General features: G+C 56.8%; 20 protein-coding genes and 1 pseudogene. 8 read left to right on the top strand and 13 right to left on the bottom strand.

The features are described from left to right. Positions 1-261 precede the first annotated feature (261 nt). From aqpZ to INF61_RS03120, 8 genes are all read left to right on the top strand, one after another. A complete protein-coding gene (gene aqpZ / locus INF61_RS03155) occupies positions 262-957 on the top strand; it encodes an aquaporin Z (protein ID WP_032103428.1) in 696 nt (231 codons plus the stop codon). Positions 958-1,136: 179 nt separating this feature from the next. Continuing rightward, complete coding sequence (locus INF61_RS03150) at positions 1,137-2,036, top strand: lysine exporter LysO family protein (RefSeq protein ID WP_015570988.1); 900 nt, start codon at positions 1,137-1,139, stop codon at positions 2,034-2,036. Positions 2,037-2,180: 144 nt separating this feature from the next. Continuing rightward, on the top strand, positions 2,181-3,833 hold the full coding sequence (hcp, locus tag INF61_RS03145) for a hydroxylamine reductase (protein WP_017384847.1): 1,653 nt from the start codon (positions 2,181-2,183) through the stop codon (positions 3,831-3,833). A 10-nt stretch (positions 3,834-3,843) separates the two neighbouring features. Then, positions 3,844-4,812: an NADH oxidoreductase gene (gene hcr / locus INF61_RS03140; protein ID WP_017384848.1), complete on the top strand. Its 969-nt coding sequence runs from the start codon at positions 3,844-3,846 to the stop codon at positions 4,810-4,812. A gap of 238 nt (positions 4,813-5,050) precedes the next feature. Continuing rightward, the gene (poxB, locus tag INF61_RS03135) at positions 5,051-6,769 is read left to right on the top strand and encodes a ubiquinone-dependent pyruvate dehydrogenase (RefSeq protein WP_017693711.1); all 1,719 of its coding nucleotides are present in this window, start codon (positions 5,051-5,053) and stop codon (positions 6,767-6,769) included. Between the two features lie 38 nt (positions 6,770-6,807). Further along, complete coding sequence (gene ltaE, locus INF61_RS03130; RefSeq protein ID WP_015570991.1) at positions 6,808-7,809, top strand: low-specificity L-threonine aldolase; 1,002 nt, start codon at positions 6,808-6,810, stop codon at positions 7,807-7,809. Between the two features lie 10 nt (positions 7,810-7,819). Then, the gene (locus tag INF61_RS03125; protein ID WP_032653116.1) at positions 7,820-9,256 is read left to right on the top strand and encodes an SDR family oxidoreductase; all 1,437 of its coding nucleotides are present in this window, start codon (positions 7,820-7,822) and stop codon (positions 9,254-9,256) included. A 92-nt stretch (positions 9,257-9,348) separates the two neighbouring features. Beyond that, positions 9,349-10,362 (top strand): NAD(P)-dependent oxidoreductase, encoded by a 1,014-nt coding sequence (locus INF61_RS03120; RefSeq protein ID WP_017384852.1) that lies wholly within the window; start codon positions 9,349-9,351, stop codon positions 10,360-10,362. 138 nt (positions 10,363-10,500) lie between these two features. Here INF61_RS03120 and INF61_RS03115 read toward each other — a convergent pair whose 3' ends face one another. From INF61_RS03115 to gspE, 13 genes and pseudogenes are all read right to left on the bottom strand, one after another. After that, positions 10,501-12,282, bottom strand: a complete 1,782-nt coding sequence (locus INF61_RS03115) for a chitinase (RefSeq protein WP_128771737.1) — start codon at positions 12,280-12,282, stop codon at positions 10,501-10,503. Between the two features lie 134 nt (positions 12,283-12,416). Further along, positions 12,417-12,857: a type III secretion system invasion protein IagB gene (gene iagB / locus INF61_RS03110; protein ID WP_040117441.1), complete on the bottom strand. Its 441-nt coding sequence runs from the start codon at positions 12,855-12,857 to the stop codon at positions 12,417-12,419. Positions 12,858-12,959: 102 nt separating this feature from the next. Beyond that, positions 12,960-15,662 (bottom strand): annotated as a pseudogene (locus tag INF61_RS03105) (glycosyl hydrolase family 18 protein). Between the two features lie 254 nt (positions 15,663-15,916). After that, positions 15,917-16,714, bottom strand: a complete 798-nt coding sequence (locus tag INF61_RS03100) for an A24 family peptidase (RefSeq protein ID WP_047740563.1) — start codon at positions 16,712-16,714, stop codon at positions 15,917-15,919. Beyond that, the gene (gspM, locus tag INF61_RS03095) at positions 16,711-17,196 is read right to left on the bottom strand and encodes a type II secretion system protein GspM (RefSeq protein WP_045341351.1); all 486 of its coding nucleotides are present in this window, start codon (positions 17,194-17,196) and stop codon (positions 16,711-16,713) included. Before gspM ends, INF61_RS03100 begins: the two co-directional genes overlap by 4 nt. Then, positions 17,193-18,326, bottom strand: a complete 1,134-nt coding sequence (gspL, locus tag INF61_RS03090; RefSeq protein WP_033486322.1) for a type II secretion system protein GspL — start codon at positions 18,324-18,326, stop codon at positions 17,193-17,195. The genes gspM and gspL overlap by 4 nt, the downstream gene beginning before the upstream one ends. Positions 18,327-18,341: 15 nt before the next feature. After that, positions 18,342-19,352, bottom strand: a complete 1,011-nt coding sequence (gspK, locus tag INF61_RS03085) for a type II secretion system minor pseudopilin GspK (protein WP_048973289.1) — start codon at positions 19,350-19,352, stop codon at positions 18,342-18,344. Next, on the bottom strand, positions 19,349-19,957 hold the full coding sequence (gspJ, locus tag INF61_RS03080) for a type II secretion system minor pseudopilin GspJ (RefSeq protein WP_063413058.1): 609 nt from the start codon (positions 19,955-19,957) through the stop codon (positions 19,349-19,351). The genes gspK and gspJ overlap by 4 nt, the downstream gene beginning before the upstream one ends. Beyond that, the gene (gene gspI / locus INF61_RS03075; protein ID WP_015571001.1) at positions 19,954-20,334 is read right to left on the bottom strand and encodes a type II secretion system minor pseudopilin GspI; all 381 of its coding nucleotides are present in this window, start codon (positions 20,332-20,334) and stop codon (positions 19,954-19,956) included. Before gspI ends, gspJ begins: the two co-directional genes overlap by 4 nt. After that, positions 20,327-20,812: a type II secretion system minor pseudopilin GspH gene (gspH, locus tag INF61_RS03070; RefSeq protein ID WP_032670233.1), complete on the bottom strand. Its 486-nt coding sequence runs from the start codon at positions 20,810-20,812 to the stop codon at positions 20,327-20,329. The genes gspI and gspH overlap by 8 nt, the downstream gene beginning before the upstream one ends. Continuing rightward, on the bottom strand, positions 20,812-21,261 hold the full coding sequence (gene gspG / locus INF61_RS03065) for a type II secretion system major pseudopilin GspG (protein ID WP_032670234.1): 450 nt from the start codon (positions 21,259-21,261) through the stop codon (positions 20,812-20,814). Before gspG ends, gspH begins: the two co-directional genes overlap by 1 nt. Positions 21,262-21,264: 3 nt before the next feature. Continuing rightward, entirely contained in the window at positions 21,265-22,473 is a 1,209-nt protein-coding gene (gene gspF, locus INF61_RS03060) for a type II secretion system inner membrane protein GspF (protein ID WP_032653100.1), read from the bottom strand. Beyond that, a complete protein-coding gene (gene gspE, locus INF61_RS03055; RefSeq protein WP_032670235.1) occupies positions 22,473-23,951 on the bottom strand; it encodes a type II secretion system ATPase GspE in 1,479 nt (492 codons plus the stop codon). The genes gspF and gspE overlap by 1 nt, the downstream gene beginning before the upstream one ends.

Genomic DNA, 23,951 nt, shown 5'->3' with positions numbered 1-23,951 from the left:
TTCAAGTTATCAGCAGTATAGCGGCAGGCTGTGGGTCACGACAGCAGAATATACGCCCCATAATTATTGGGCTATGCTCTTATTACCTCCGATCTGAACAAGGATTGACATCACATTGCCTTAAATCAAATTTAGTGAATTTATTTGAGTGGCGAAGGGATGTTGATGGTTTCAAAATACTGGCTCTTTGAGTCGTCATCCCTTTATGGCGATATAACCCGCGCGCAGGAATGGGCGCGGACGTTTATTATTGAGGTGGTTATGTTCAGAAAATTAGCGGCAGAATGCTTTGGTACATTCTGGCTGGTGTTTGGTGGTTGCGGTAGCGCAGTACTGGCAGCCGCATTTCCGGAATTAGGTATTGGCTTTGTCGGCGTCGCGCTGGCATTCGGTTTAACTGTATTAACCATGGCATTCGCCGTGGGGCATATTTCCGGCGGTCATTTCAACCCGGCCGTCACATTAGGATTATGGGCGGGCGGACGTTTCCCGGCGAAAGATATTATTGGCTATATTATTGCCCAGGTTATTGGCGGTATTATTGCCGCGGCGGTGCTGTACGTAATTGCCAGCGGAAAAGCCGGGTTTGACGCCGCGGCCAGCGGATTTGCGTCGAACGGCTTCGGCGAACACTCTCCAGGCGGCTACTCGATGCTGTCTGCCATCGTGATTGAAATTGTGCTCACCGCAGGCTTCCTGTTGGTGATCCACGGCGCAACGGACAAATACGCGCCTGCGGGCTTTGCCCCCATCGCTATTGGTCTGGCGTTGACGCTGATCCACCTCATCTCCATTCCGGTGACCAACACCTCCGTTAACCCGGCGCGCAGCACCGCGGTGGCTATTTTCCAGGGCGGCTGGGCGCTTGAACAGCTGTGGCTGTTCTGGGTGATGCCTATTATCGGCGGTATTCTGGGCGGCGTGCTGTATCGCACCCTGCTGGAAAAACACGATTAATGGTTTTCCCCCTCTCCCTGTGGGAGAGGGCCGGGGTGAGGGCATCAGGCCGCACCACCCCAAATAGACAAGCCGGGTAAGGCGTAGCCGCCACCCGGCTTTTTTTGTAGCTTTACCTCACAGCCTTTATTGGGTAGTGTCTCTGGCGCTTAACGAAAACTCAAAAGGACCGGCTGTTCATGTTCTCAGGACTCCTCATCATTCTTCTGCCCCTGATTGTGGGCTACCTTATTCCGCTGCGTCATGAATCGGCCTTAAAGCTTATTAATCGCTTTCTCAGCTGGATTGTTTACGTCATTCTGTTCTTTATGGGGATCAGCCTGGCCTTCCTGGATAATCTGGCGACGAACTTGCTTTCCATCCTGCATTATTCTGCGGTTACGGTAGTGGTTATTCTGCTGTGCAATATTGCTGCGCTGTTCTGGCTGGAACGCACTATTCCCTGGAAAAATCACCACCATCAGGAAAAGCTTCCCTCCCGTATTGCGATGGCGCTGGAATCATTAAAACTGTGCGGCGTGGTGGTTCTCGGTTTTTTACTGGGGCTGACCGGCTGGGCATTTTTACAGCACGCAACGGAAGCCAGCGAATATACGCTTATTTTCCTGCTCTTCCTGATTGGTATTCAGCTGCGAAATAATGGCATGACGCTGAAACAGATTGTCCTTAACCGCCGGGGCATGATGGTTGCCGTTATCGTTGTGGCCAGCTCACTGGCGGGGGGAGTGATTAACGCCTTTATTCTCGATCTGCCGCTGAAAACCAGCCTGGCGATGGCGTCCGGTTTCGGCTGGTATTCGCTCTCCGGTATTCTGCTGACCGAATCGTTTGGTCCGGTGATCGGCAGCGCCGCCTTCTTTAACGATCTGGCGCGCGAGCTGATAGCCATCATGCTGATCCCCGGCCTGGTACGCCGCAGCCGCTCTACCGCGCTGGGCCTGTGCGGGGCCACCTCAATGGACTTTACCCTGCCGGTGTTACAGCGCTCGGGAGGGCTGGAGATGGTTCCTGCCGCCATCGTACACGGCTTTATTCTGAGCCTGCTGGTCCCCATTCTGATGGCGTTCTTCTCAGCCTGATACTGCTTTGGCGGTAGTGAACCTGCCGCCAAAATTGCGCTAAATCAATAACCCTCCACTTAGTATAAGAAAGCACTTTTCTCCGTTGTGGCACAGGCATAACCTTAAACATGTATCTCAAATATAACTTTAACAGGTGTGATTATGTTTTGTGTGCAATGTGAACAAACCATCCGTACCCCAGCAGGCAACGGCTGCTCTTACGCGCAGGGTATGTGCGGCAAAACCGCAGAAACGTCCGATCTCCAGGATCTGCTGATTGCGGCGCTGCAAGGCTTGTCCGCCTGGGCCTTCAAAGCCCGTGAATATGGCATTGTTGATCACTATGTCGACAGCTTTGCGCCGCGCGCATTTTTCTCCACGCTGACCAACGTTAACTTCGATTCTCCACGCATTGTGGGCTATGCCCGCGAAGCGATTGCCCTGCGTGAAGCCCTGAAAGCGCAGTGCCTGAATGCCGACGCCAGCGCCCGCGTGGACAACCCGATGGCGGAGCTACAGCTGGTGAGCGACGACCTGGGCGAGCTACAGCGTCAGGCCGCAGAATTTACTCCCAATAAAGACAAAGCGGCGATTGGCGAAAACATCCTCGGCCTGCGCCTGCTGTGCCTGTACGGTCTGAAAGGTGCTGCGGCCTATATGGAACACGCGCACGTACTCGGCCAGTACGACAACGCTATTTACGCCCAGTACCACAAAATCATGGCCTGGCTGGGCACCTGGCCTTCCGATATGAACGCCCTGCTGGAATGCTCGATGGAAATCGGCCAGATGAACTTCAAAGTGATGAGCATTCTGGATGCCGGTGAAACCAGCACCTACGGCCACCCAACGCCAACGCAGGTCAACGTCAAAGCGACCGAAGGCAAATGCATCCTGATCTCCGGTCATGACCTGAAAGATCTCTACAACCTGCTGAAGCAGACCGAAGGCACCGGCGTTAACGTTTATACCCACGGCGAAATGCTGCCCGCGCACGGTTACCCAGAGCTGCGTAAATTTAAGCATCTGATCGGTAACTACGGCAGCGGCTGGCAGAACCAGCAGGTGGAGTTCGCCCGCTTCCCTGGCCCAATCGTCATGACCTCTAACTGCATCATCGACCCGACCGTCGGCGCGTATGACGACCGTATCTGGACCCGCAGCATCGTCGGCTGGCCGGGCGTGAGCCACCTTGAAGGCGACGATTTCGGTCCGGTTATCGCTCAGGCGCAGCAGATGGCAGGCTTCCCGTACAGCGAAATTCCGCACCTCATCACCGTCGGTTTTGGTCGTGAAACCCTGCTGGGTGCGGCGGATTCCCTGATTGACCTCGTCAGCCGTGAAAAACTGCGTCACATCTTCCTGATCGGCGGCTGTGACGGCGCGCGCGGGGAACGTAACTACTTCACCGATTTCGCCACCCGCGTACCGGAAGACTGTCTGATCCTGACCCTGGCCTGCGGTAAGTACCGTTTCAACAAGCTGGACTTCGGCAACATCGAAGGTCTGCCGCGCCTGGTGGATGCGGGTCAGTGTAACGATGCATATTCAGCCATCATTCTGGCGGTCACGCTGGCAGAGAAACTGGGCTGCGGCGTGAACGATCTGCCGCTGTCGCTGGTGCTCTCCTGGTTCGAGCAGAAAGCGATCGTTATCCTGTTGACCCTGCTCTCTCTCGGCGTGACCAACATCGTCACCGGGCCGACCGCGCCAGGCTTCCTGACGCCGGACCTGCTGGCCATCCTGAACGAGAAATTTGGTCTGCGTTCTGTGACCAACGTTGAAGATGATATGAAGCAACTGCTGAGCGCGTAAGGAGTAACTCATGACCATGCCAACCTCACAATGTCCGTGGCGGATGCAGGTTCATCACATCCATCAGGAGACGCCGGATGTGTGGACGCTGTCGCTGCTGTGCCATGACTATTATCCGTACCGCGCGGGCCAGTATGCGCTGGTGAGCGTGCGTAATTCGGCGGATACTCTGCGCGCCTACACGATCTCCTCCACGCCGGGCGTGAGCGAGTACATTACGCTCACCGTTCGTCGTATTGATGACGGCGCAGGATCCGAGTGGCTGACCCGGGACGTGAAGCGCGGGGATTACATCTGGCTGTCTGACGCGCAGGGCGAGTTTACCTGTGACGACAAGACGGAAGATAAATTCCTGCTGCTGGCGGCGGGTTGTGGCGTGACGCCGATTATGTCGATGCGTCGCTGGCTGGCGAAATACCGACCTCAGGCCGACGTGCAGGTGATTTTCAGCGTTCGTTCCCCGGAAGATGTGATTTTTGCCGAAGAATGGCGCAACTATCCGGTGACGCTGGTGGCCGAGCACAACGCGACGCACGGTTTTGTCGCGGGGCGCCTGAGCCGCGAGCTGCTGCAAAGCGTGCCGGATATTGCGAACCGCATCGTGATGACCTGCGGCCCGGCGCCGTACATGGAGATCGTGGAGAAAGAAGTGAAAGCGCTCGGCGTGACCCGCTTCTTCAAAGAGCAGTTCTTCACGCCTGTAGCGGAAGCGGCGACCAGCGGGATGAAGTTCACGAAGCTGCAACCGGCGCAGACCTTCTTTGGCCGCGTGGGCACCACGCTGCTTGAAGCGCTGGAAAGCAACAACGTACCGGTGGCAGCGGCCTGTCGCGCCGGGGTGTGCGGTTGCTGTAAGACCAAAGTGGTTTCCGGTGAGTACACGGTCACCAGCACCATGACGCTGACCGACGCGGAAATCGCGGAGGGCTATGTGCTGGCATGTTCGTGCCATCCGCAGGGCGATCTTGTCCTCGCATAATCTGTCGTGGTTCACCTGTAGGCCCGGTAAGCGTCAGCGCCACCGGGCTTTTTGCCGGGTGGCACTACGTTTACCCGGCCTACATTGTGCCTACTGCCTGTACGGCAGCCCGTTATTTTTTGACTTTGCCAGGCGCGTCGCGCAGAAAAACCACCTGTACTTAAGGAATACTGAGCAGGCAATACAGCGACTTTCTTCTAAGCTTGTAAGCGATATCACAAAAAGGAGACGGACAACCATGAAACAAACTGTGGCTGCATACATAGCGAAAACCCTTGAGCAGGCTGGCGTAAAGCGTATCTGGGGCGTCACTGGCGATTCTCTGAACGGACTCAGCGATAGCCTTAACAAGATGAAAACTATTGAGTGGATGCCCACCCGCCATGAAGAAGTCGCCGCCTTTGCCGCCGGTGCCGAAGCGCAGCTTACGGGTGAACTCGCCGTCTGTGCAGGTTCCTGCGGACCGGGAAACCTGCACCTCATCAACGGTCTGTTCGACTGTCACCGCAACCATGTTCCGGTGCTGGCGATTGCGGCTCACATTCCGTCATCTGAAATCGGTAGCGGCTATTTTCAGGAGACGCATCCGCAGGAGCTGTTCCGTGAATGCAGCCACTATTGCGAGCTGGTCTCATCGCCGGAGCAGATCCCACAGGTGCTGGCAATAGCCATGCGTAAGGCGATCCTGAATCGCGGGGTTTCGGTGGTTGTGCTGCCGGGGGACGTGGCGCTGAAGGCCGCACCTGAAACCGCCACCACCCACTGGTACTCTGCGCCCCAGCCAACCATTACCCCTGCCGAAGAAGAGCTGAAAAAGCTGGCACAGCTGCTGCGATACTCCAGCAATATCGCCCTGATGTGCGGCAGCGGCTGCGCCGGCGCGCATAAAGAGCTGGTGGAATTTGCCGGTAAGCTGAAGGCGCCAGTTGTGCACGCCCTGCGCGGGAAAGAGCACGTTGAATACGATAACCCGTACGATGTCGGCATGACCGGGCTGATCGGTTTTTCCAGCGGCTTCCACACCATGATGAACGCCGACACGCTGATCCTGCTCGGCACCCAGTTCCCGTACCGCGCGTTCTACCCGACGGATGCCAAAATTATCCAGATCGACATTAATCCCGGCAGCATCGGCGCGCACAGCAAGGTGGATATGGCGCTTATCGGCGATATCAAATCCACCCTCGCCGCCCTGCTGCCGCTGCTGGAAGAAAAAACGGACCGCAAATTCCTCGATAAAGCCCTGAGCGATTATCGCGATGCGCGCAAGGGGCTGGACGATCTCGCCAAACCGAGCGAAAAAGCGATCCACCCGCAGTATCTGGCGCAGCAGATCAGCCACTTCGCCGACGACGATGCCATCTTCACCTGCGACGTAGGAACGCCCACCGTCTGGGCCGCGCGCTATCTGAAAATGAACGGCAAACGTCGCCTGCTTGGGTCGTTCAACCATGGCTCAATGGCCAACGCCATGCCGCAGGCGCTGGGTGCAAAGGCGACGGCACCGGAACGTCAGGTGGTGGCGATGTGCGGCGACGGCGGGTTCAGTATGCTGATGGGGGATTTCCTGTCGGTGGCGCAGATGAAGCTTCCGCTCAAAATCGTGGTCTTTAACAACAGCGTTCTGGGCTTCGTGGCGATGGAGATGAAGGCCGGAGGCTACCTCACGGACGGCACCGAACTGCACGACACCAACTTCGCCCGCATCGCCGAAGCCTGCGGTATCACCGGTATTAGGGTGGAGAAAGCCTCAGAGGTGGACGACGCCCTGCAACGCGCCTTCGCCATCGACGGCCCGGTGCTGGTGGATGTGGTGGTCGCCAAAGAAGAGCTGGCGATCCCGCCTCAAATCAAGCTGGAACAGGCCAAAGGTTTTAGCCTCTACATGCTGCGCGCCATCATCAGCGGGCGCGGTGACGAAGTGATCGAACTGGCAAAAACCAACTGGCTCAGGTAAAACATTTCACAAGACCTCTTAAATTAAAGGGATGTGAAATGATTGATTTACGTAGTGATACCGTTACCCGTCCGGGCCGCGCCATGCTCGAAGAGATGATGGCCGCCCCGGTCGGGGACGACGTCTACGGCGATGACCCGACGGTCAACGAACTCCAGCGCTATGCGGCAGAGCTGAGCGGTAAAGAGGCTGCCCTGTTCCTGCCCACCGGCACGCAGGCTAACCTGGTGGCGCTGCTCAGCCACTGCGAGCGCGGCGAAGAGTATATCGTCGGCCAGGGGGCGCATAACTACCTGTACGAAGCCGGCGGTGCGGCGGTGCTTGGCAGCATCCAGCCGCAGCCGATCGATGCCGCGCCGGACGGTACGCTGCCGCTGGACAAAGTCGCGGCCAAAATCAAAGCCGACGATATTCACTTCGCCCGCACTAAACTGCTGAGCCTCGAAAACACCCATAACGGTAAAGTCCTGCCGCGCGAATACCTGAAAGCGGCATGGGACTTTACCCGCGAGCGTAAGCTCGGCCTGCACGTTGACGGCGCACGTATCTTCAACGCCGTGGTGGAGTACGGCTGCGAGCTGAAAGCGATCACCCAATATTGCGACTCGTTCACCATTTGCCTCTCTAAAGGGCTGGGTACGCCGGTAGGTTCTCTGCTGGTTGGCAGCGCGGACTACATCAGGCGCGCCAACCGCTGGCGCAAAATGACCGGCGGCGGGATGCGTCAGGCGGGTATTCTGGCGGCTGCCGGACTGTACGCCCTGAAAAATAACGTGTCACGCCTGAAAGACGATCACGACAATGCGGCGTGGATGGCAGCGCAGCTGCGTGAAATCGGCGCTGATGTCATGCGTCACGACACTAACATGCTGTTTGTCCGCGTCGGCGATGAGCATGCTGCCGCGCTGGGCGACTTTATGAAAGCCCGAGGCGTGCTGATTAACGCCTCCCCGGTCGTACGGCTGGTGATGCACCTTGACGTTAACCGCGAGCAGCTGACCGAGGTGGTGAAACACTGGCAGGCGTTTTTACAGCGTTAAGGAGCATACCGTGCCGCAACGTATTCTGGTGCTCGGCGCCAGCGGGTATATCGGTCAGCATCTGACCACTGCGTTAAGCCAGCAGGGGCACCAGGTGCTGGCAGCGGCACGCAACACGGAACGTCTGCAAAAGCTACATTTGCCTGGCGTGACGTGTCACAACGTTGACCTTAGCTGGCCGAAAGCGCTTCCTGCGCTGCTGGAAGGGGTCGATACGCTTTACTACCTTGTCCACAGCATGGGCGAAGGCGGCGATTTTATCGCCCACGAGCGTCAGGTGGCGATGAACGTTCGTGATGCGCTGCTGCAAACGCCGGTGAAGCAGGTGATTTTTTTAAGCTCGCTCCAGGCGCCTGAGCACGAGCAGTCAGACCATCTGCGCGCCCGACAGCTGACGGCAGAAATGCTGCGGAGCGCCCGTATCCCCGTTACCGAACTGCGGGCAGGGATCATCGTCGGCGCGGGTTCCGCCGCGTTCGAAGTGATGCGCGATATGGTCTACAACCTGCCTGTGCTGACGCCGCCGCGCTGGGTACGCTCGCGCACCACGCCCATTGCGCTGGAGAATTTACTCCATTATCTGGTGGCATTGCTGGCTCACCCGGCGGAGCAGCATCGCGTGCTGGAGGCGGCAGGTCCGGAAGTGCTGAGCTATCAGGCGCAGTTCGAACATTTTATGCGGGTGAGTGGCCGCCACCGCTGGCTGATCCCCATCCCCTTCCCGACCCGCTGGATATCGGTGTGGTTTTTGAATGTGATCACCTCCGTGCCGCCGACGACCGCCAAAGCGCTTATCCAGGGGTTGAAGCACGATCTGCTGGCGGACGATCGCGCGCTGCGCGCCTTAATTCCCCAGGAACTCATCCGCTTTGACGACGCGGTGCGCAACACGCTGAAAGAGGAAGAGAAGCTGGTGAACTCCAGCGACTGGGGTTATGACGCGCAGGCGTTTGCCCGCTGGCGGCCCGAGTACGGCTATTATCCGAAACAGGCGGGCTGTACGGTAAAAACCACGGCCAGCCTGGCAGCGCTGTGGGAAGTTGTGAACCAGATCGGCGGCAAAGAGCGCTATTTCTTCGGCAATATTCTGTGGCAAACGCGCGGCGCGCTGGATCTGCTGGTCGGTCACCGGCTGGCAAAAGGCCGCCCTGCCCATCCCTGGCTGAAGGTGGGCGATACCGTCGACAGCTGGAAAGTGATTATTGTTGAGCCGGAAAAACAGCTGGCGCTGCTGTTTGGCATGAAGGCGCCGGGGCTGGGGCGGCTCTGCTTCACCCTCAAGGACAACGGCGACCATCGTGAACTGGACGTTCGGGCATGGTGGCATCCGCACGGAATGCCGGGTCTGTTTTACTGGTTGCTGATGATCCCGGCACACCTGTTTATCTTCCGCGGAATGGCGAAACGGATTGCGCAACTGGCAGAAGAAAAGCGGGAAAATAACTAAATAAAACTCTTAATCTTTCACCTTTCCCATTGCAACACATCGTAATTCACGAAAGAATGCGCACGAAATTCTTTTCAACACAGTGGATTGTTATGAAGGTACTGGTTACCGGGGCGACCAGCGGCTTAGGCCGAAATGCGGTCGAGTTTCTGCGCAACAAAGGCATCAGCGTGAGGGCCACCGGTCGCAACGAGGCGATGGGTAAGCTCCTGCAAAAAATGGGCGCTGAATTTGTCCATGCCGATCTGACGGAGCTGGTCTCCTCTCAGGCCAAGGTGATGCTCGCCGGTATCGATACGCTGTGGCACTGCTCCAGTTTTACCTCTCCGTGGGGTACCCAGGAAGCCTTTGATCTCGCCAACGTGCGCGCCACGCGTCGTCTGGGCGAATGGGCCGTCGCCTGGGGCGTGCGTAACTTTATTCATATCTCCTCCCCGTCGCTCTATTTCGACTATCACCACCATCGTGATATTCAGGAAGATTTCCGCCCGGCGCGCTTCGCCTGTGAGTTTGCCCGCAGTAAAGCGGCGGGCGAAGAGGTGATCGACCTGCTGGCCCAGTCAAACCCGCACACCCGCTTTACCGTGCTGCGTCCGCAGAGCCTGTTTGGGCCGCACGACAAAGTCTTTATCCCGCGACTGGCCCAGATGATGCACCACTACGGCAGCGTGCTGTTACCGCGCGGCGGCGATGCGCTGGTGGACATGACCTATTACGAAAATGCCGTTCACGCCATGTGGCTGGCGAGCCAGCCGGAATGCGATAAGCTGGTGTCGGGCCGCGCGTACAACATCACCAACGGCGAACCCTGTACCTTGCGCAGCATTGTGCAAAGGCTGATTGACGAGTTAAAGATCGACTGCCGGATCCGTTCCGTTCCCTACCCGATGCTGGACATGATCGCCCGCAGCATGGAACGCTTTGGCAGTAAATCGGCGAAAGAGCCTGCGCTGACGCATTACGGTGTGTCGAAGCTCAACTTTGATTTTACGCTGGATATTTCGCGGGCGGAGAACGAGCTGGGATATAAACCGATTGTATCGCTGGATGAAGGGATAGTGCGTACGGCGGCGTGGTTACGGGATCACGGGAAACTTCATCGTTAGCCTTTTGCCCGGTGGCGGCTGCGCCTTACCGGGCCTACAACTGCACCGTACTGTCTCCTCGCCCCCCTGGGGAGAGGGTTAGGGTGAGGGGAAAGAGCAGACACTAAAACGGCAACCCTGGGGGTTGCCGTTTGCTGTTTATAATGCCGTCCAGGCTTCAGCCCATGCCAGACCTGCGCCAGGTTCATAGTACGTCGGCGCATTGTTACACCAGCCGCTGTACGGGAACGGTTTGCACTGGAACAGTTTACCGTGGTTGTTCACGATATCACCGGCGTTGTACTTGCTGTTCGCGCTCCATGCCGGGTAAGACGTATCTTCTCCGGATGGCGTTGCCGCTTTCGCTTTCACGTTCAGCAGGTAAGACGTGGTGCTGCTCAGTTCGCCATCGCTGACGGTCAGGCTCACTTCATACTGCTGCGCCGTCGCAGACTCTGGCGCTGTAAAGGTCACAACCGCTTTGTCCTGACCGGTAACAGTCTGACCATCCTGGGAACGCCAGGTATACGTCAGCGTGTTACCATCTGGATCGGTAGAGCCTTCGGCGCTCAGAGAAACCTGCGCACCCGCTTCCACTGCACCGATCGGACCGGCAATCTGCGCAACCGGCGCGTGGTTCACCACAACCGGCGTTTCATCGTCGGATGGCGTCGGTGTTGGCGTGACCGGCGTTTCGTCCGGGGTCTCGGAAGAACCCTCGTCGTTAACAATTTTCACGTTAAAGAAGTGCTGCACGCACTTGCTGTAGTCACCGTCTTTAAATGCGCTGAACGGGGTCTGGTAACCCACCAGCTGGCAAGAGTAGGTTTTGCCGTCCGGAGTATCCGCGCTCCATCCCCAGTCCTGTTCCCAGTAAATCTTCAGGGCGCCTGCGCCACCTTCGTCGAACTGCTTCATGTTGGCGCAACCCAACACTTCGTTCGCCGGAACAGGCACTTTCAGGTAGTTCGCGAACTCTTTGTAGTACTTGATACGGTTTTGAGACTGCGCAATTTCAGTCGGGCCGCCGCACTCAACGCCGCCGTTGATGATCTGGGTGGTCACACCAAAGCCCGGAACCAGACCGTTGGCTTTATCGTGATCGTTCGGCTGCCATGTACCGTCGATCACCTGCAACATGCTTGGTTTTGGCGGCTGCGGATAGGCGAAGAAGAAGATCGCACTCGCCAGGTTCAGCCAGGTGTCCGCCACCAGCTCAGGTTTGTCGAGCAGCGTACGCACGTCGCCGTACATCGCTTCAGAGAATGGACCGTAGTTGTAATTGTAGGACAACTGTTTCGCACCACGACCGAAGTAGCTCAGGAAATCGCCGTCTTTATCTTTACCGCAAGGCCAGGTCTGCCCCTGCCAGACGTCCGGGTTACATTCGCCGTTATAACCGCCCTTCTGCCCTTCGCTCCAGCCCATTTCACGTACGTGGACCAGCGCCTGACGCCATTCGGCTTCCGGACGCCAGCTTTCGTGGCCGCCGGTCTCCTGGGCAAAGTGGGCAAACATGGTGGCCAGCTCTTTGCGGCAGATGGCGTCGCTGTCACGACCGTCATTGTAGGTCTTACACAGCGCCGGGAATTTACCCACGGCTTTCAGGAAGTTGCTGTAGGTATAGGCCTGCGCGCGCAGCGGGAAGAGATATTCCCAGTCGCTGGCTTTCACAATCCCTTCAACGCGCTTAACGTTGTCCGGGTTCGCCGCCCGGCCTGGCTCAATCAGTTCGACCTGCGCGTTATCCAGCGTCTGGATGGTCTCTTTAACCGAAGCCATCAGCGGGAAGTCCGTCAGTTCCTTCTCTTTCTTCGCCAGATCGCTGGCTTTGATGGTGTACGGCTCACTGCTGGTCTCCTTCAGGTTAGCAGCCTGAGCCATGAGTGGCGCCACGCAGGCTCCCGCAATGAGTACACTCAGTAACGTCCTTTTGTTCATTTCAGTTTTCCTGTTCGTTTAAAATTAAATGTTAAAATCCCGGCTTAGGTATTACTCCGTTAATACATAAACCACATTCAGCTGTTTTCACTTTTCGAAGAACACCTTCAGGAATTCTTCAAAAATAAAAAACGTTAATAACGTGCTGCTAATTTCAGTTGCTGATATTTGGCCCAGACCTTATGGGCATATTTCATCCTCTGCGGATAATTTTCTTTTTTCAGTCCGGCGTTATACGCGCCAACGGCTTCCCAGTTATAGCCATACACCCTGATCATCCCGGCAAGGATAGAAGCCCCGACCATGATCGAGGTACACGGCTCCGTGATTAACCGGTATTCGTCGATTCCTCTGCTTTCCAGCGCGGTAAAATGCGAACTGTTGATTTGCATCAGCCCGACATCCCGCGTGCCATCGCGGTTTTGCCCAACCGCATACGGATTCATACCGGATTCCACATTCGCTATCGCGTACAGTAAATAAGGATCGACATGATAATAATGCGCCGCTTTATCCCAACAATTTGCCAGGGCGCTTTGGCTTATTATCAATAACAACAAAATCAACTTTTTCATTTTTACCTGCTGACAGTTTCGGTTATTTCTCCTTACCAACATCCTGTAAAATGAATTTTGAATCACTCCCCCTCTAAAAGGGGGAGCCATTAATGGGTTAGATTATTTGCAGTCTGTTGATGCGCCTTCTTTTACCCATACGTCGCTGTTGGCTGGATTATCACCACGGGTCCACCATTTCGCACGGTAAACGTTTCCTTCATAGGTGGTGGTGTCGCCGCCGTTGTAGACCAGGTCAGAACGCCAGTTCATCTTCACGTTGCTCACCAGCTCCCATGCATCCACACCGAAGCCAGGCTGATTGCCCTGAGTCCAGTACTTCGCTTTCCACACCAGATGGTCGAAGCTTACGGTATCGCCACCGTTGTAGATTTTGCTGGATTCCCACGCCGCATATTTGCTGGCGTTAGCATCCACAGGTGCATCGCAGCTCCCTTTGTCAGACGGTGGAGTCACATCATCAGCCGGAGGGGTAACGTCATCCGCCGGGTTAGTGTCTTCGTCATCTGGCACAGGTGCAGGCGCCGCTTTCGGATTCACGGTGACCTGGACGTTAGACTGCACGCTGGTCTTACCGTCGCTCACCACCACGCTCAGGGTGTAGGTAGACGTCGAGCTCACTTCCGGCGCAGTGATGTTCACGTTCGCGGAGTCAGTCCCGGTAGCGTGCATATCTGCTGGTACACTCCAGGCGTAGGTCAACGCATCTCCGTCTGGATCCGCGGCCTGGGCATGCAGCGCATAGGTTTCACCTGATTCAAGCGTGATCGCTTCCATTGGGTTTAAAACCGGTGCCTGGTTAGCTTTCGGCGCCTTGTTCACCACCTGGACATCAATCGCGTTGCTCAGGCCTTTTGCATCGGTCACCGTCAGGCGGAACACCATGGTCTGGTCGGACGTCGCGGCGGCAACGTTAAAGGTCGCTTTCGCTTTGGTGCTGTTGGTGATGGTGACCGACGGACCAGAGACCTAAGTCCATTTGTAGGTAATCGCATCGCCATCAGGATCGCTTGAAGCAGAGCCATCGAGCGTGACGGTTACCGGGCCAGACACGTTCTGATCGGCAGAGGACGCGATTGGCGCGTGGTTGGTGACCTCCGGATCAACCGGCGTAGCGTCGCCGCCCAGCAGGCTTTCGTTCATCGCGTTCAGGATGTCACCGGTGTCAGAGTCGATAGACCATGCGAACAGGCCACCCAGTTTATTCGCCAGAACATACTTACCTTTCGCCGTAGTTGAACGCGCATCTTCATACGTGATCAGGTCGCCGGTAGTTTTGTTGAAGACGTAAGGGGCTTCCGCATCAGCGTCGTAGCCGTATTCCCAGCCTGGTTTGCCTTTGTATTCGTTAACGATCTGACGATAGTCAACCACGCCGGGTTCCCAGGTCCCTTTCACCATACCTGTAGCGGTGCCGGTGAATGGATTGTTACCGGTGTAGCCATGCACGCCGGTCCAGCCGCGGCCATACATTCCCGCACCCACCACGATCTTGCCTGGTTGTACGCCCTGGGAAAGCAGCGCGTTAACGCCATTTTCAGTGGTGTAGTCAGTGTCCGGACGCCATGCTGGCGCGCGCAGCGCCGCCTGGTGGCCGAGAACGGTGTTGCTCCAGCCGCCGTAGAAGTCATAGCTCATCAGGAAGATGTGGTCGAGGTACTGCTGAGCGGCAGTGTAATCCACGTCTTCGATCTTATCGCGGCCTGCACCGATGGCGCTGGTCAGTTCATAGGTACGGCCCGTCTGTGCAGACAGCTCGTTCAGCATGGTGCGCAGGTCGTGCATCAGCGCGGTATAGGTCGCTTTATCCTGCTGCGGATTGCCCAGGTTTTCGCTCACACCGCCGCCGCCAGGGAATTCCCAGTCGATATCCACGCCGTCAAAGAATTTCCAGGTCTGGAGGAACTCTTTCACAGAAGAGACAAAGCGTGCGCGGATAGCCGGGTCACCCATGTGGAAGAAGGGATCGGAGAGCGTCCAGCCGCCGATAGATGGCAGCACTTTCAGGTCCGGATGCGCTTTTTTCAGCGCCATCAGCTGGCCAAAGTTACCTTTATACGGGTCGTCCCAGCCGGAGACGCCAGCCTGTGGTTTTTGCAGCGCAGCCCATGGGTCGTGGATCGCCACGGTATAGTCAGGTCGGCCCTTACAGTCGTTCTGGAGCACGCGGAAGCTGTTGCCGCCTTCAATGGTTTTCAGGCCGTCGTTGATCCCGTCACCACCACAGATTGGAATGAAGCCGTACAGAATGTGGTTGAGGTTTGCCGCAGGGATCTTATCAACCGGGAAGTTACGGTCATAAACGCCCCACTCCGGGAAGTAGGCCGCAACCACTTTATCGGTATGCTTCGCAAACGCTTTGTTATTCTCTTTGAGAGACGTATTCAGCGGCAGCAGGTGACTACCGTCGGTGTCTGCCACAATAATCAGCTTGCTGGCGCTTTTCGCACAGCCACTGGCGTTACAGACTTCAACCTGCTCCTGATAACGCCCGCCTTTTTTCACTTTAAATGTTGCAGAGCCCGTCGCGCCGGCTGCGCCGGTCCATACGGTCTGTCCGTCCAGCAGAACTTTCGCTGAAGTTGGCGCATCACCACTCCAGACGTTCCACTCAACTTTTACATCCACGCCATCGTTATGCACTTTGACAAGATTGTTATAATCCTGTGCAGCCTGATCCACTTCCACCAGGGCAAATTTGTCATTGCCATAGCCGATCGTCGGTGCCCCTGGCGCTGCTGCAAATGCGGAGCTGGTTGCCGCCGCAATAAAGAGCGCCAGATATTTTGGCTTCATAAATTTCATTTTTATTTCCTGATAAATTTATTCGTAACGTAATAACCCATGTCTTCCGTGAGATCATGGATGCGTTTCGCGTAATGCGTATTTAACCAACGTGAGAGCCGTGAACAAAAAATTGTTGCTGCGTTGTATTCCTCCATTAAAAGATACAAGCTGAAATTCCTTGTAGCTTATATCTCTTACGATACACTGAGCGTAAAGGGTCGTCCTTCCCTTCCTCCATCAAAAAGATTTATAAAAAATCTTGACCTGTATATTTAAAATGTGAAAGCAAATTGCTGGCTCATAAACACCCCTATTCCAGCAAAGGCGAGATAAGGACCAAAAGAAATAGTGAGGTTATTTTTATTTAAATTATTTACGGCGAAATAACCGACAATACCGCTTAACGCTGCCGCCAGTTCAATGGAGGGCAACGCCTGCCAGCCGCACCAGGCGCCCAGCGCCGCCAGGAGCTTAAAATCCCCGTAACCCAGACCTTCTCGTCCCGTGATCAGACGAAAAGCCCAGTAGAGCAGCCAGAGCGACAGATAGCCCGCCACCGCGCCGAACAGCGCATCGCGTAGCGGCAACGTGTGGTCAAACGCATGGAGCACTAACCCCGCCCACAGCAGCGGCTGGGTCAGGCAGTCCGGAAGCAGCTGGTGCTGCCAGTCGATCATGGCCAGCGGCAGTAAAAAAGCCGCCAGTAACCACAAAGAGAACAGCGCCTGAACGTCCGGCATGCACCAGGCCGTGATGCCAAAAAACAAGGCGGAGATCAGTTCGACCAAAAGGAGTCGCAGCGGGATCGCGCTGCCGCACTGGTGGCAGCGCCCCCGTAATAACAGCCAGCTGAGCAGCGGGATGTTTTCCCACGCGGCAAGCGCGTGCTGGCACACAGGACAGTGCGAGGCCGGAAAGAGCAGATTGCCACTCCCCTCCTCATCCATCACCATCCCCGGTACGCGCTCGGCGACAACGCCAAGAAAACTGCCCACAATGCCGCCCAGGATCGCACTCATTATCGGGAACCCTACCGGGCAGGCGTCCCGCATCAGCGAAAAGGTATTCATGCGTTTCTTGACCAGGTGAGCTGCACCTGCGCTTTCACGTCGCTGAGGTGGTCCACCGGCGTGAGGTTTATTTTTTGCAGTCTCACGCCGGTGGTCTGATTAATTTCGCGCAGCCAGCTTTTTAATTCATAAACATTCACCCGATTCACCACGAACGATAAAGTTTGCCCCTCCTGGCGCATATCCGTCAGTGAAAGGTTAATTTCATGGGCGCTATTCTCGACCACCGTACGCGGATTATTCGTTTTGACTATCTGGACCTGAAGATGATTTTTATCAATTTCACTGCGCATCCAGTTAAGGGTCTCTTTTTGTCTTTTAAGCGTCGATTTACTATTTTGAATCATATTATCCAGGGGGATCACTCCTGTGTAATACACCGCTGCCCCCACAATAGCAACGGCACATATTTTTAAAATAATTTTTTCCCGGGTGCTGTAATTCTGATAGCGTGACTTCAGCTGCGCGATTCGCTCTTTCATTTATGTTTCCCTGCGATCATGGCGGTATACGGTTCGGTTGTTGAAACAGGCTGTAAGGTAAAATCAAAATTCTCACTGGTCTGGTTAACAAACGCCTGCAACGCGGGCTGGTTTTGCGCGCTGACGCTCAGCGTCAGGGTGTTTTGCTGCGCATCGTACTCCAGCAGATCGATCTCCATCGCAGGAACTGACTGCCGGGCGTTCTCCAGCTCATCAAGCTGAAGAAAGAATCCCTTGCTCTGTTTTTTCAGGCTTTGACCAAAGTGATATTTGATATTGGTCTGCTGGCGCATGCTGGGGAAATGGTGCTGATAAACCTGGACGATCTCCTCCTGCACCCGATTTTCCTGCTGCACAAGCATCCAGGCCATTGCAATGCGTGGCCCCAGCAGCAGAGCAACAGACAGCACGCCCGCCGCCACCATCGCGGCTTTCATACTTTTCGCCGCCCGCCCATTACCGGCCTTAAGGCTGAATTCACCGTGAAGCAGGTTAACGCGGCAGGTTTGCCACTGCGGCTGAATCAGTGCCAACGGATGCTGCCAGGCATGCTGCACGTCAACGTGCACCTTCGCAGGCGCATCGCCGTAACACCATACTTCCCCGACCCCGGCTTTCTGCATTAACAGCGGCAACAGGGTTGCCTCCATTTCACCCGCCACATGGGGCGATAAACGCAGCCAGTAGCTATCATCCTGTGCGACCAGCGTGCTGCCCCCTGTCGTCACGGGCAGCAGCCAGGCATCAGGCAGGGCCTGAATCACGTTTAATCCGGCCTCCTGACAGCGGGTTAATGCCGCGCGCAGGCGGTCGGCGTCAATGGCCACGGCGTCGACGTCGGCGCCTTTTTTGTGGAGTACCGTCCAGTGGAGGTTGTCCACGTCGCCAATCAGCGTCTCTTCCGCCATCCACGAGAAGGCCATCGCCTGAGAAGCCATCTTTTTCGGCAGCGTAAAATGGCGGAAAATCATGTCGCTGGCGGGCAACAGGAGACAAACGCGCGTAGCCAGGGGGTGTTCGGCCAGCATCTCCAGGCTGTCGACCACCTCGTCGCGCTCGCTGCCGGACTCACACCACATTATTTTCCCGCCCTCGCGGCTGTCGGGACGAACAAAAAGTACCTGTTTCATAACGTTCTGCTTTTCTTATTCAATCATTCGGTAACGACGCTGCCACGTCACGATCTCACCGGCTTCGTTATTCACCTGAAGCTGGCTGACCACGCGAAGCGTTAATTCATCGGTATTGCCGGTGTAATTCACGCGGAAGTACCGGCTGTTTATAGAAAATTGATCCGCCACCTGCGGGAGATCGTCTTTTAACTGCGGGAAGGCCTGCTCCAGCGCTTTGCTGAACGCTTCCATATTTTCCCAGCCCGATTCCGGACGCGCATCCAGCAGGCGAACGGCGTCATCCCGCGTCAGTTTTCCGGGGAACATGGCCGCCAGCACGGCGGCCTGTTCCGGTTGCAGGGTGTTGACATCGACCTTGCTGGCAGCGTCCGGCAGCGCGCATAACAGCTTGCTCACCTTCGGATACGCCGTAACAGGGAACGCCGGCAGCAGTTTGATTTCCGCGATGCTGCGCATCATCTGATTTGCCGGTTGCCGCGCGGGCACGACGCCAGCCCACGCATCGCTTTCGGCCCCCTCCTTCGCCGTGGTGCTGTCACCATCGAGATAATCCACCAGCTGGAAATAGACCGCCTCCGCCGTGCCCGGGCTGAGGCCGCTTTCCGTCAGAAGTTGTTCTACAATCCGCGCTTTACGCGGTGTTTCCGCCACCGCGGGAGCGCTTTGCCCCTGGGGTGCGATGTCGGCGGTCAACAGGTTATTGACGTTAAAGCAGTCCTGCGCATCTTCCACCTGGCTCACGACCGTATAGTCCTCACCCTGCGTCTCCAGCGGCTGATGCCAGTCGCCCTCCAGGGCCAGCGGCTTGCTCTCGCCGCTGGCGTCGGTCTGTAACCGGTCCTTCACCACTTTTTCCTGGGTCTGCATCGCCCAGCGCAGCTGCTGCTGGCTTACCTGATAATGCGTTTTTTGCAAATTACGGCAGAACTGCTGGCTGATTTTGGCGGCCAGCGCCGACATCATCACCAGCAAAATCAGCACCACCAGCAGGGCGACGCCCTGTTGTTGACGGATTCGGTTCATGGTCTGGTCTCCGGCGAAGGCGCTGGCGCAGGGGCAGCGGCCACCTCCGGCATATCACCCGGTGTAGTGAACACCCAGCGCCAGGTATCCCCGTTTTCCATCGTCAACGTAATCTCCACGCCGTCCGGCAGATGGGCGGCGTCGTGCCAGGCGGTCAGCCAGCCCTGACGATAAAACCGCCACTGCAATGATTTTACGCCGCTGACAATCGGCACCTCGTCAGGCTTAACGTCCGCCGGGCCGTCAATGACCGGCCAGACGTCGCGATACAAACGCCCCTCTTCCAGCCGCCAGCGCACGCGCTCCAGCTGGACCGTTCCGCTCACGCCATTCAGGGTGGTCAGTTCAAGAGCATCGCCCTCCTGACGAAACAGCTCCGGCTCATTACGCGGGGCGCGCGCCTGAAGCTGGAAAAAATCACGCTCCATCAGACTCCAGGCGCGCTGAAGCTGGTTGAGCTTTGCGGCGCTGGCATCGGTGGCCGAGCTGGTACGCATCGCGCCGTCCAGAATTTGCCAGGCCAGGGTGCTGATCACCGCGAAGATAGTCAGCGCAATCATGATCTCCAGCAGGGTAAATCCGCGCTGGCGTCGCGTTTTCTTCACTTGCTCTCTCCCGGCGGAATGATGCGCAGGGAAATAACCGGCTGGCTCTCATCGCTTTCCGCATATACGCGTAGGGTATTCGCCCAGACGTTGTCGGCGGTTTTCACCCGCTGCTTACGCCAGTTCCAGCTGCGCCCGCCCATGATTTCCGTCCCCTGCTGTTCAGCATCCGGGAAGTCGGTTCGGGTGAGCTGTGCTTCCGCCAGCTGATTTTCCGCCACCCAACTGGCCTGCAAGGTATCGGCCAGGCCATGGGTAAAACGCACGTTCAGGGAGACCGAGTTCATCAGTGCCAGCGCGGCGGTGGAGAAAATCACCAGAGCGACCATCACCTCCAGCAGCGTCATCCCCTTTTGCTTTTTGTTGCCGTTAGCCATCGTTTTCTACCGATACCGGCGCCGCACCGTGCGACACCACGCGGAAATGGTGCTGTTTGTCGTAACTTTGCAGCGTCAGCGTAAAGCGGCTGATTTCACCGTCCGGTAGAAAGATCACCTGCGGCTCGGACGCCACCGTCGCGGCCAGGCGCTGCGGCGAAAGCGACACGTGCATCTCTTCCGGAAAATCACCTTTGGTGGTAATACGTCCGGCAGATAATGGCACCCAGTGACGTTCGCCTTTTTTATCGGCGATCGTCACCAGCTGATATTTATCGGTGGCGATCACCAGCCCGACAATATTTCCGTCCATCACCGCACGGTCTGAACCATAATCAACGAGCGCTTTGAGTTGCTGGCCAAATATATCCGCGCCGCTGCGCGAAGGAATGGTGGAAACCACCATCATGGCGCAACTGGCAAATATCACCAGCGCCAGAATAATTTCCAGCAACGTAAAGCCGCGTTGATTTTTCATTATTTCTCTTTCTTATCCAGAGACCAGTTTGTAATGTCATCGGCGGTATTGGCTTCGCCGTCCGGACCGGTTGAGAAGACGTCCACCGCGCCGTGTTCACCCGGGCTCACCAGAAGATAATCGTTGCCCCAGGGGTCCTGCGGCAGGCGACGGATATAGCCGTCCGTGCGGTAGCCGTTCGGGATTGGCGCGATTTCAGGTTTGGTCACCAGCGCCTGCAAACCCTGCTCTGTGGTCGGGTAGCGGTGGTTATCCAGCTTGTACATATCCAGCGAGCCTTCGAGCGCGACAATATCGCTGGTTGCTTTTTGCGTATCGGCTTTTTCCTTATTGCCCATTAAATTTGGCACCACCATACTCGCCAGTACGCCGAGAATAACAATGACCACCATTAATTCGAGCAATGTAAAGCCCGCCTGGCGAGCCAGGTTTTTACGTTTTAAAGCCATGATTTAACCTACCATATTATTAAGTTGCAGAAGCGGTTGTAATATTGACAGCACGATGAATAAAACAATCGTCGCCATGGATACCACCAGCGCCGGTTCAAAGACCGACAGCGTTAATGTAATTCGATGTTGTAAGGCCGATTCCTGATTTTCCGCCGCGCGATCCATTAAATTACCTAATTCCCCGCTCTCTTCACCGGAGGCAATCATATACAGCATGGTGGGCGGGAATAATTTCGCCTGTTCCAGCGCCGCATACAGCGACGCCCCCTGGCGCACGGTGTCGGCGGCCTGCTCCAGCACCTGCCGGGCATAGCGGTTTTCAATACCGTCCATCGCGATATACATTCCCTCCAGCAGCGGCACGCTACTGGCCTGCAAAATGCTCAGGGTACGGATATAGCGGGCGCTGTTGATGGCGCAGACCAGCTTTTTAATCGGCGAGCCGTTCACCAGCCAGCTGTGCCAGCGAAAACGGTTTTTGGCATTCCTCAGCCAGGTTTTGAAGCCGATAAAGCCGCCCCCCAGAATGCCCACAATATAAATGCCCCAGGCTTGCAGGAAGTCACTTACCGCAATCAGCGTCCGGGTGGTGATCGGCAGCTGCTGCTTCATGTGGGTAAACTGCTCGATCACCTGCGGCACCACCGCCACCAGCAGGATGCTGATGACCGCGATGGCGACCACGGTGAGGGTTATCGGGTAGACCATTGCCTGCGTCAGCTTGCTTTTCATCTTCTGGCGCTGCTCGTTGTACTCCGCCAGCTTTTCCAGCACGTCGCCCAGGTGACCGGTTTTCTCCCCGGCCATCACCAGCGTGCAGTAAAGCTTGTCGAAGGTGCGCGGAAACTGGCTGAAGGCATCGAACAGGGTGTGGCCTTCCACCACCTTCTCGCGGATCTCCACCACCATCGCCGCCAGCTTTTTGTCTTCCGTCTGCTTCGAGATCGCTTTCAGCGCGCTCTCCAGCGGCAGCGCGGCGTTGACCAGCGTCGAAAGCTGACGGGTAAACATCGACAGCACCGGAGTAGAGAGCTTCACCCCGGTTTTCGCTTTCCCGCCAGCCGCCGTTTCGCGGGTTTCGGTGATGCTGACGGGCATCAGCTTTTGCTCGCGAAGCCACTGGCGAACCTGCTTCTGCCCCTCGGTCTGTAACGTCCCGCGCTGTGTTTTCCCCGCGGCATCCGTTGCCGTCCAGGCGTAGAAAGCCATTACGCATCCCCCCCACGTTCGGCGGTGACGCGCATGACCTCTTCCAGAGACGTCACGCCGCCGATCACCTTCAGCAGCCCGTTTTCACGCAGGCTGTAGGCATGCTTAAAAAGCTGCGTTTCGAGGGACATTTCGTCCTTATCTTCATGGATGGCGCGACGCATGGCGCTGTCCACCACCAGGAATTCATGGATACCGGCGCGGCCCTGATAGCCGCTCTGACGGCAGTGTTCGCACCCCACCGCGCGGTAAATCGCGTCTGGCGGCGCGGCCATAAAGCTGAACAGCGCTTTTTCATTGGCGTCCAGCGGACTGGTGGTCCGGCAGTGCGTACACAGCCGACGCACCAGACGCTGGGCAATGACACCGAGCAGCGATGAACCGATTAAGAAGGACTCCAGCCCCATATCCCGCAGACGGGTTATCGCCCCTGCGGCACTGTTGGTGTGCAGCGTCGACATCACCAGGTGACCGGTCAGCGACGCCTGCACCGCAATCTGGGCGGTCTCACCGTCGCGAATTTCCCCGATCATCACCACGTCCGGGTCCTGACGCAGAATGGCGCGCAGCCCGCGGGCAAAGGTCATGTCCACGCGCGGGTTAACCTGCGTCTGCCCCACCCCTTCCAGCTCGTACTCAATCGGATCTTCCACGGTCAGAATGTTGCGTTCGTGGCCGTTCAGCGCCGAAAGAATGGCGTACAGCGTGGTACTTTTACCGGAACCCGTCGGGCCGGTAACGAGGATGATCCCGTGCGGGCGGTCGATCAGCCCTTTCAGCTTCTCCAGTTCTTCATCAATCAGCCCCAGCTTGTTGATGTCGGGCTTGAGATTGCTTTTATCGAGCAGGCGCATCACCACGCGCTCGCCGTACTGGGACGGAATGGTCGAGACGCGCACGTCGATGGCCTTGCGACCGATGCGCAGGGAGATACGACCATCCTGCGGGAGGCGTTTCTCGGCGATGTCGAGTTTCGACATCACCTTGATACGCGACACCAGCAGCGGGGCGAGCTTACGCGCCGGTTGCAGCACCGGGCGCAGCATGCCGTCAACGCGAAAGCGTATGCTCAGGGTGCGCTCGAAGGTTTCGATATGAATATCCGACGCGCCGTCCTTCACCGCCTCGCCGAGAATGGCGTTGATCAGGCGGATCACCGGCGAGTTTTCATCGTTATCGAGCAGATCTTCGTTATCCGGGATCTCCTCGGTTAACGCCATCAGATCGATATCCGCGTCCATATCGTCCACCAGCTGCTGCGACACGCCGCTGCTCTGCTGCCAGATTTTGGCCAGCATCTCGTCAAACGCTTCCGGCGCCAGGGTAACCGGGACAAACGCGCGTCCCAGCACCCGACGCACCTCCAGCAGCGCTAACGCCGGGGTGTCCTCACGGATATAGACGTCATTGTTGTAAAGCAGAACGCCGTTTTCTTTTGCGTAGTTGCTGCTACACAGGGTTTTAGTCAGTTCGTCCAC

It is taken from the genome of Enterobacter cloacae complex sp. P18RS (assembly GCF_014982105.1).
GTDB classification, from domain to species: Bacteria; Pseudomonadota; Gammaproteobacteria; order Enterobacterales; family Enterobacteriaceae; genus Enterobacter; species Enterobacter hormaechei_C.
This window is presented reverse-complemented; position numbering and strand designations above follow the sequence as displayed.

Bases quoted from the DNA above. Each gene is read 5' to 3' on its own strand.
- aqpZ (WP_032103428.1), top strand. From the start codon at position 262: ATGTTCAGAAAATTAGCGGCAGAATGCTTTGGTACATTCTGGCTGGTG.
- INF61_RS03150 (WP_015570988.1), top strand. From the start codon at position 1,137: ATGTTCTCAGGACTCCTCATCATTCTTCTGCCCCTGATTGTGGGCTAC.
- hcp (WP_017384847.1), top strand. From the start codon at position 2,181: ATGTTTTGTGTGCAATGTGAACAAACCATCCGTACCCCAGCAGGCAAC.
- hcr (WP_017384848.1), top strand. From the start codon at position 3,844: ATGACCATGCCAACCTCACAATGTCCGTGGCGGATGCAGGTTCATCAC.
- poxB (WP_017693711.1), top strand. From the start codon at position 5,051: ATGAAACAAACTGTGGCTGCATACATAGCGAAAACCCTTGAGCAGGCT.
- ltaE (WP_015570991.1), top strand. From the start codon at position 6,808: ATGATTGATTTACGTAGTGATACCGTTACCCGTCCGGGCCGCGCCATG.
- INF61_RS03120 (WP_017384852.1), top strand. From the start codon at position 9,349: ATGAAGGTACTGGTTACCGGGGCGACCAGCGGCTTAGGCCGAAATGCG.
- INF61_RS03115 (WP_128771737.1), bottom strand. From the start codon at position 12,282: ATGAACAAAAGGACGTTACTGAGTGTACTCATTGCGGGAGCCTGCGTG.
- iagB (WP_040117441.1), bottom strand. From the start codon at position 12,857: ATGAAAAAGTTGATTTTGTTGTTATTGATAATAAGCCAAAGCGCCCTG.
- INF61_RS03100 (WP_047740563.1), bottom strand. From the start codon at position 16,714: ATGAATACCTTTTCGCTGATGCGGGACGCCTGCCCGGTAGGGTTCCCG.
- gspM (WP_045341351.1), bottom strand. From the start codon at position 17,196: ATGAAAGAGCGAATCGCGCAGCTGAAGTCACGCTATCAGAATTACAGC.
- gspL (WP_033486322.1), bottom strand. From the start codon at position 18,326: ATGAAACAGGTACTTTTTGTTCGTCCCGACAGCCGCGAGGGCGGGAAA.
- gspK (WP_048973289.1), bottom strand. From the start codon at position 19,352: ATGAACCGAATCCGTCAACAACAGGGCGTCGCCCTGCTGGTGGTGCTG.
- gspI (WP_015571001.1), bottom strand. From the start codon at position 20,334: ATGGCTAACGGCAACAAAAAGCAAAAGGGGATGACGCTGCTGGAGGTG.
- gspH (WP_032670233.1), bottom strand. From the start codon at position 20,812: ATGAAAAATCAACGCGGCTTTACGTTGCTGGAAATTATTCTGGCGCTG.
- gspG (WP_032670234.1), bottom strand. From the start codon at position 21,261: ATGGCTTTAAAACGTAAAAACCTGGCTCGCCAGGCGGGCTTTACATTG.
- gspF (WP_032653100.1), bottom strand. From the start codon at position 22,473: ATGGCTTTCTACGCCTGGACGGCAACGGATGCCGCGGGGAAAACACAG.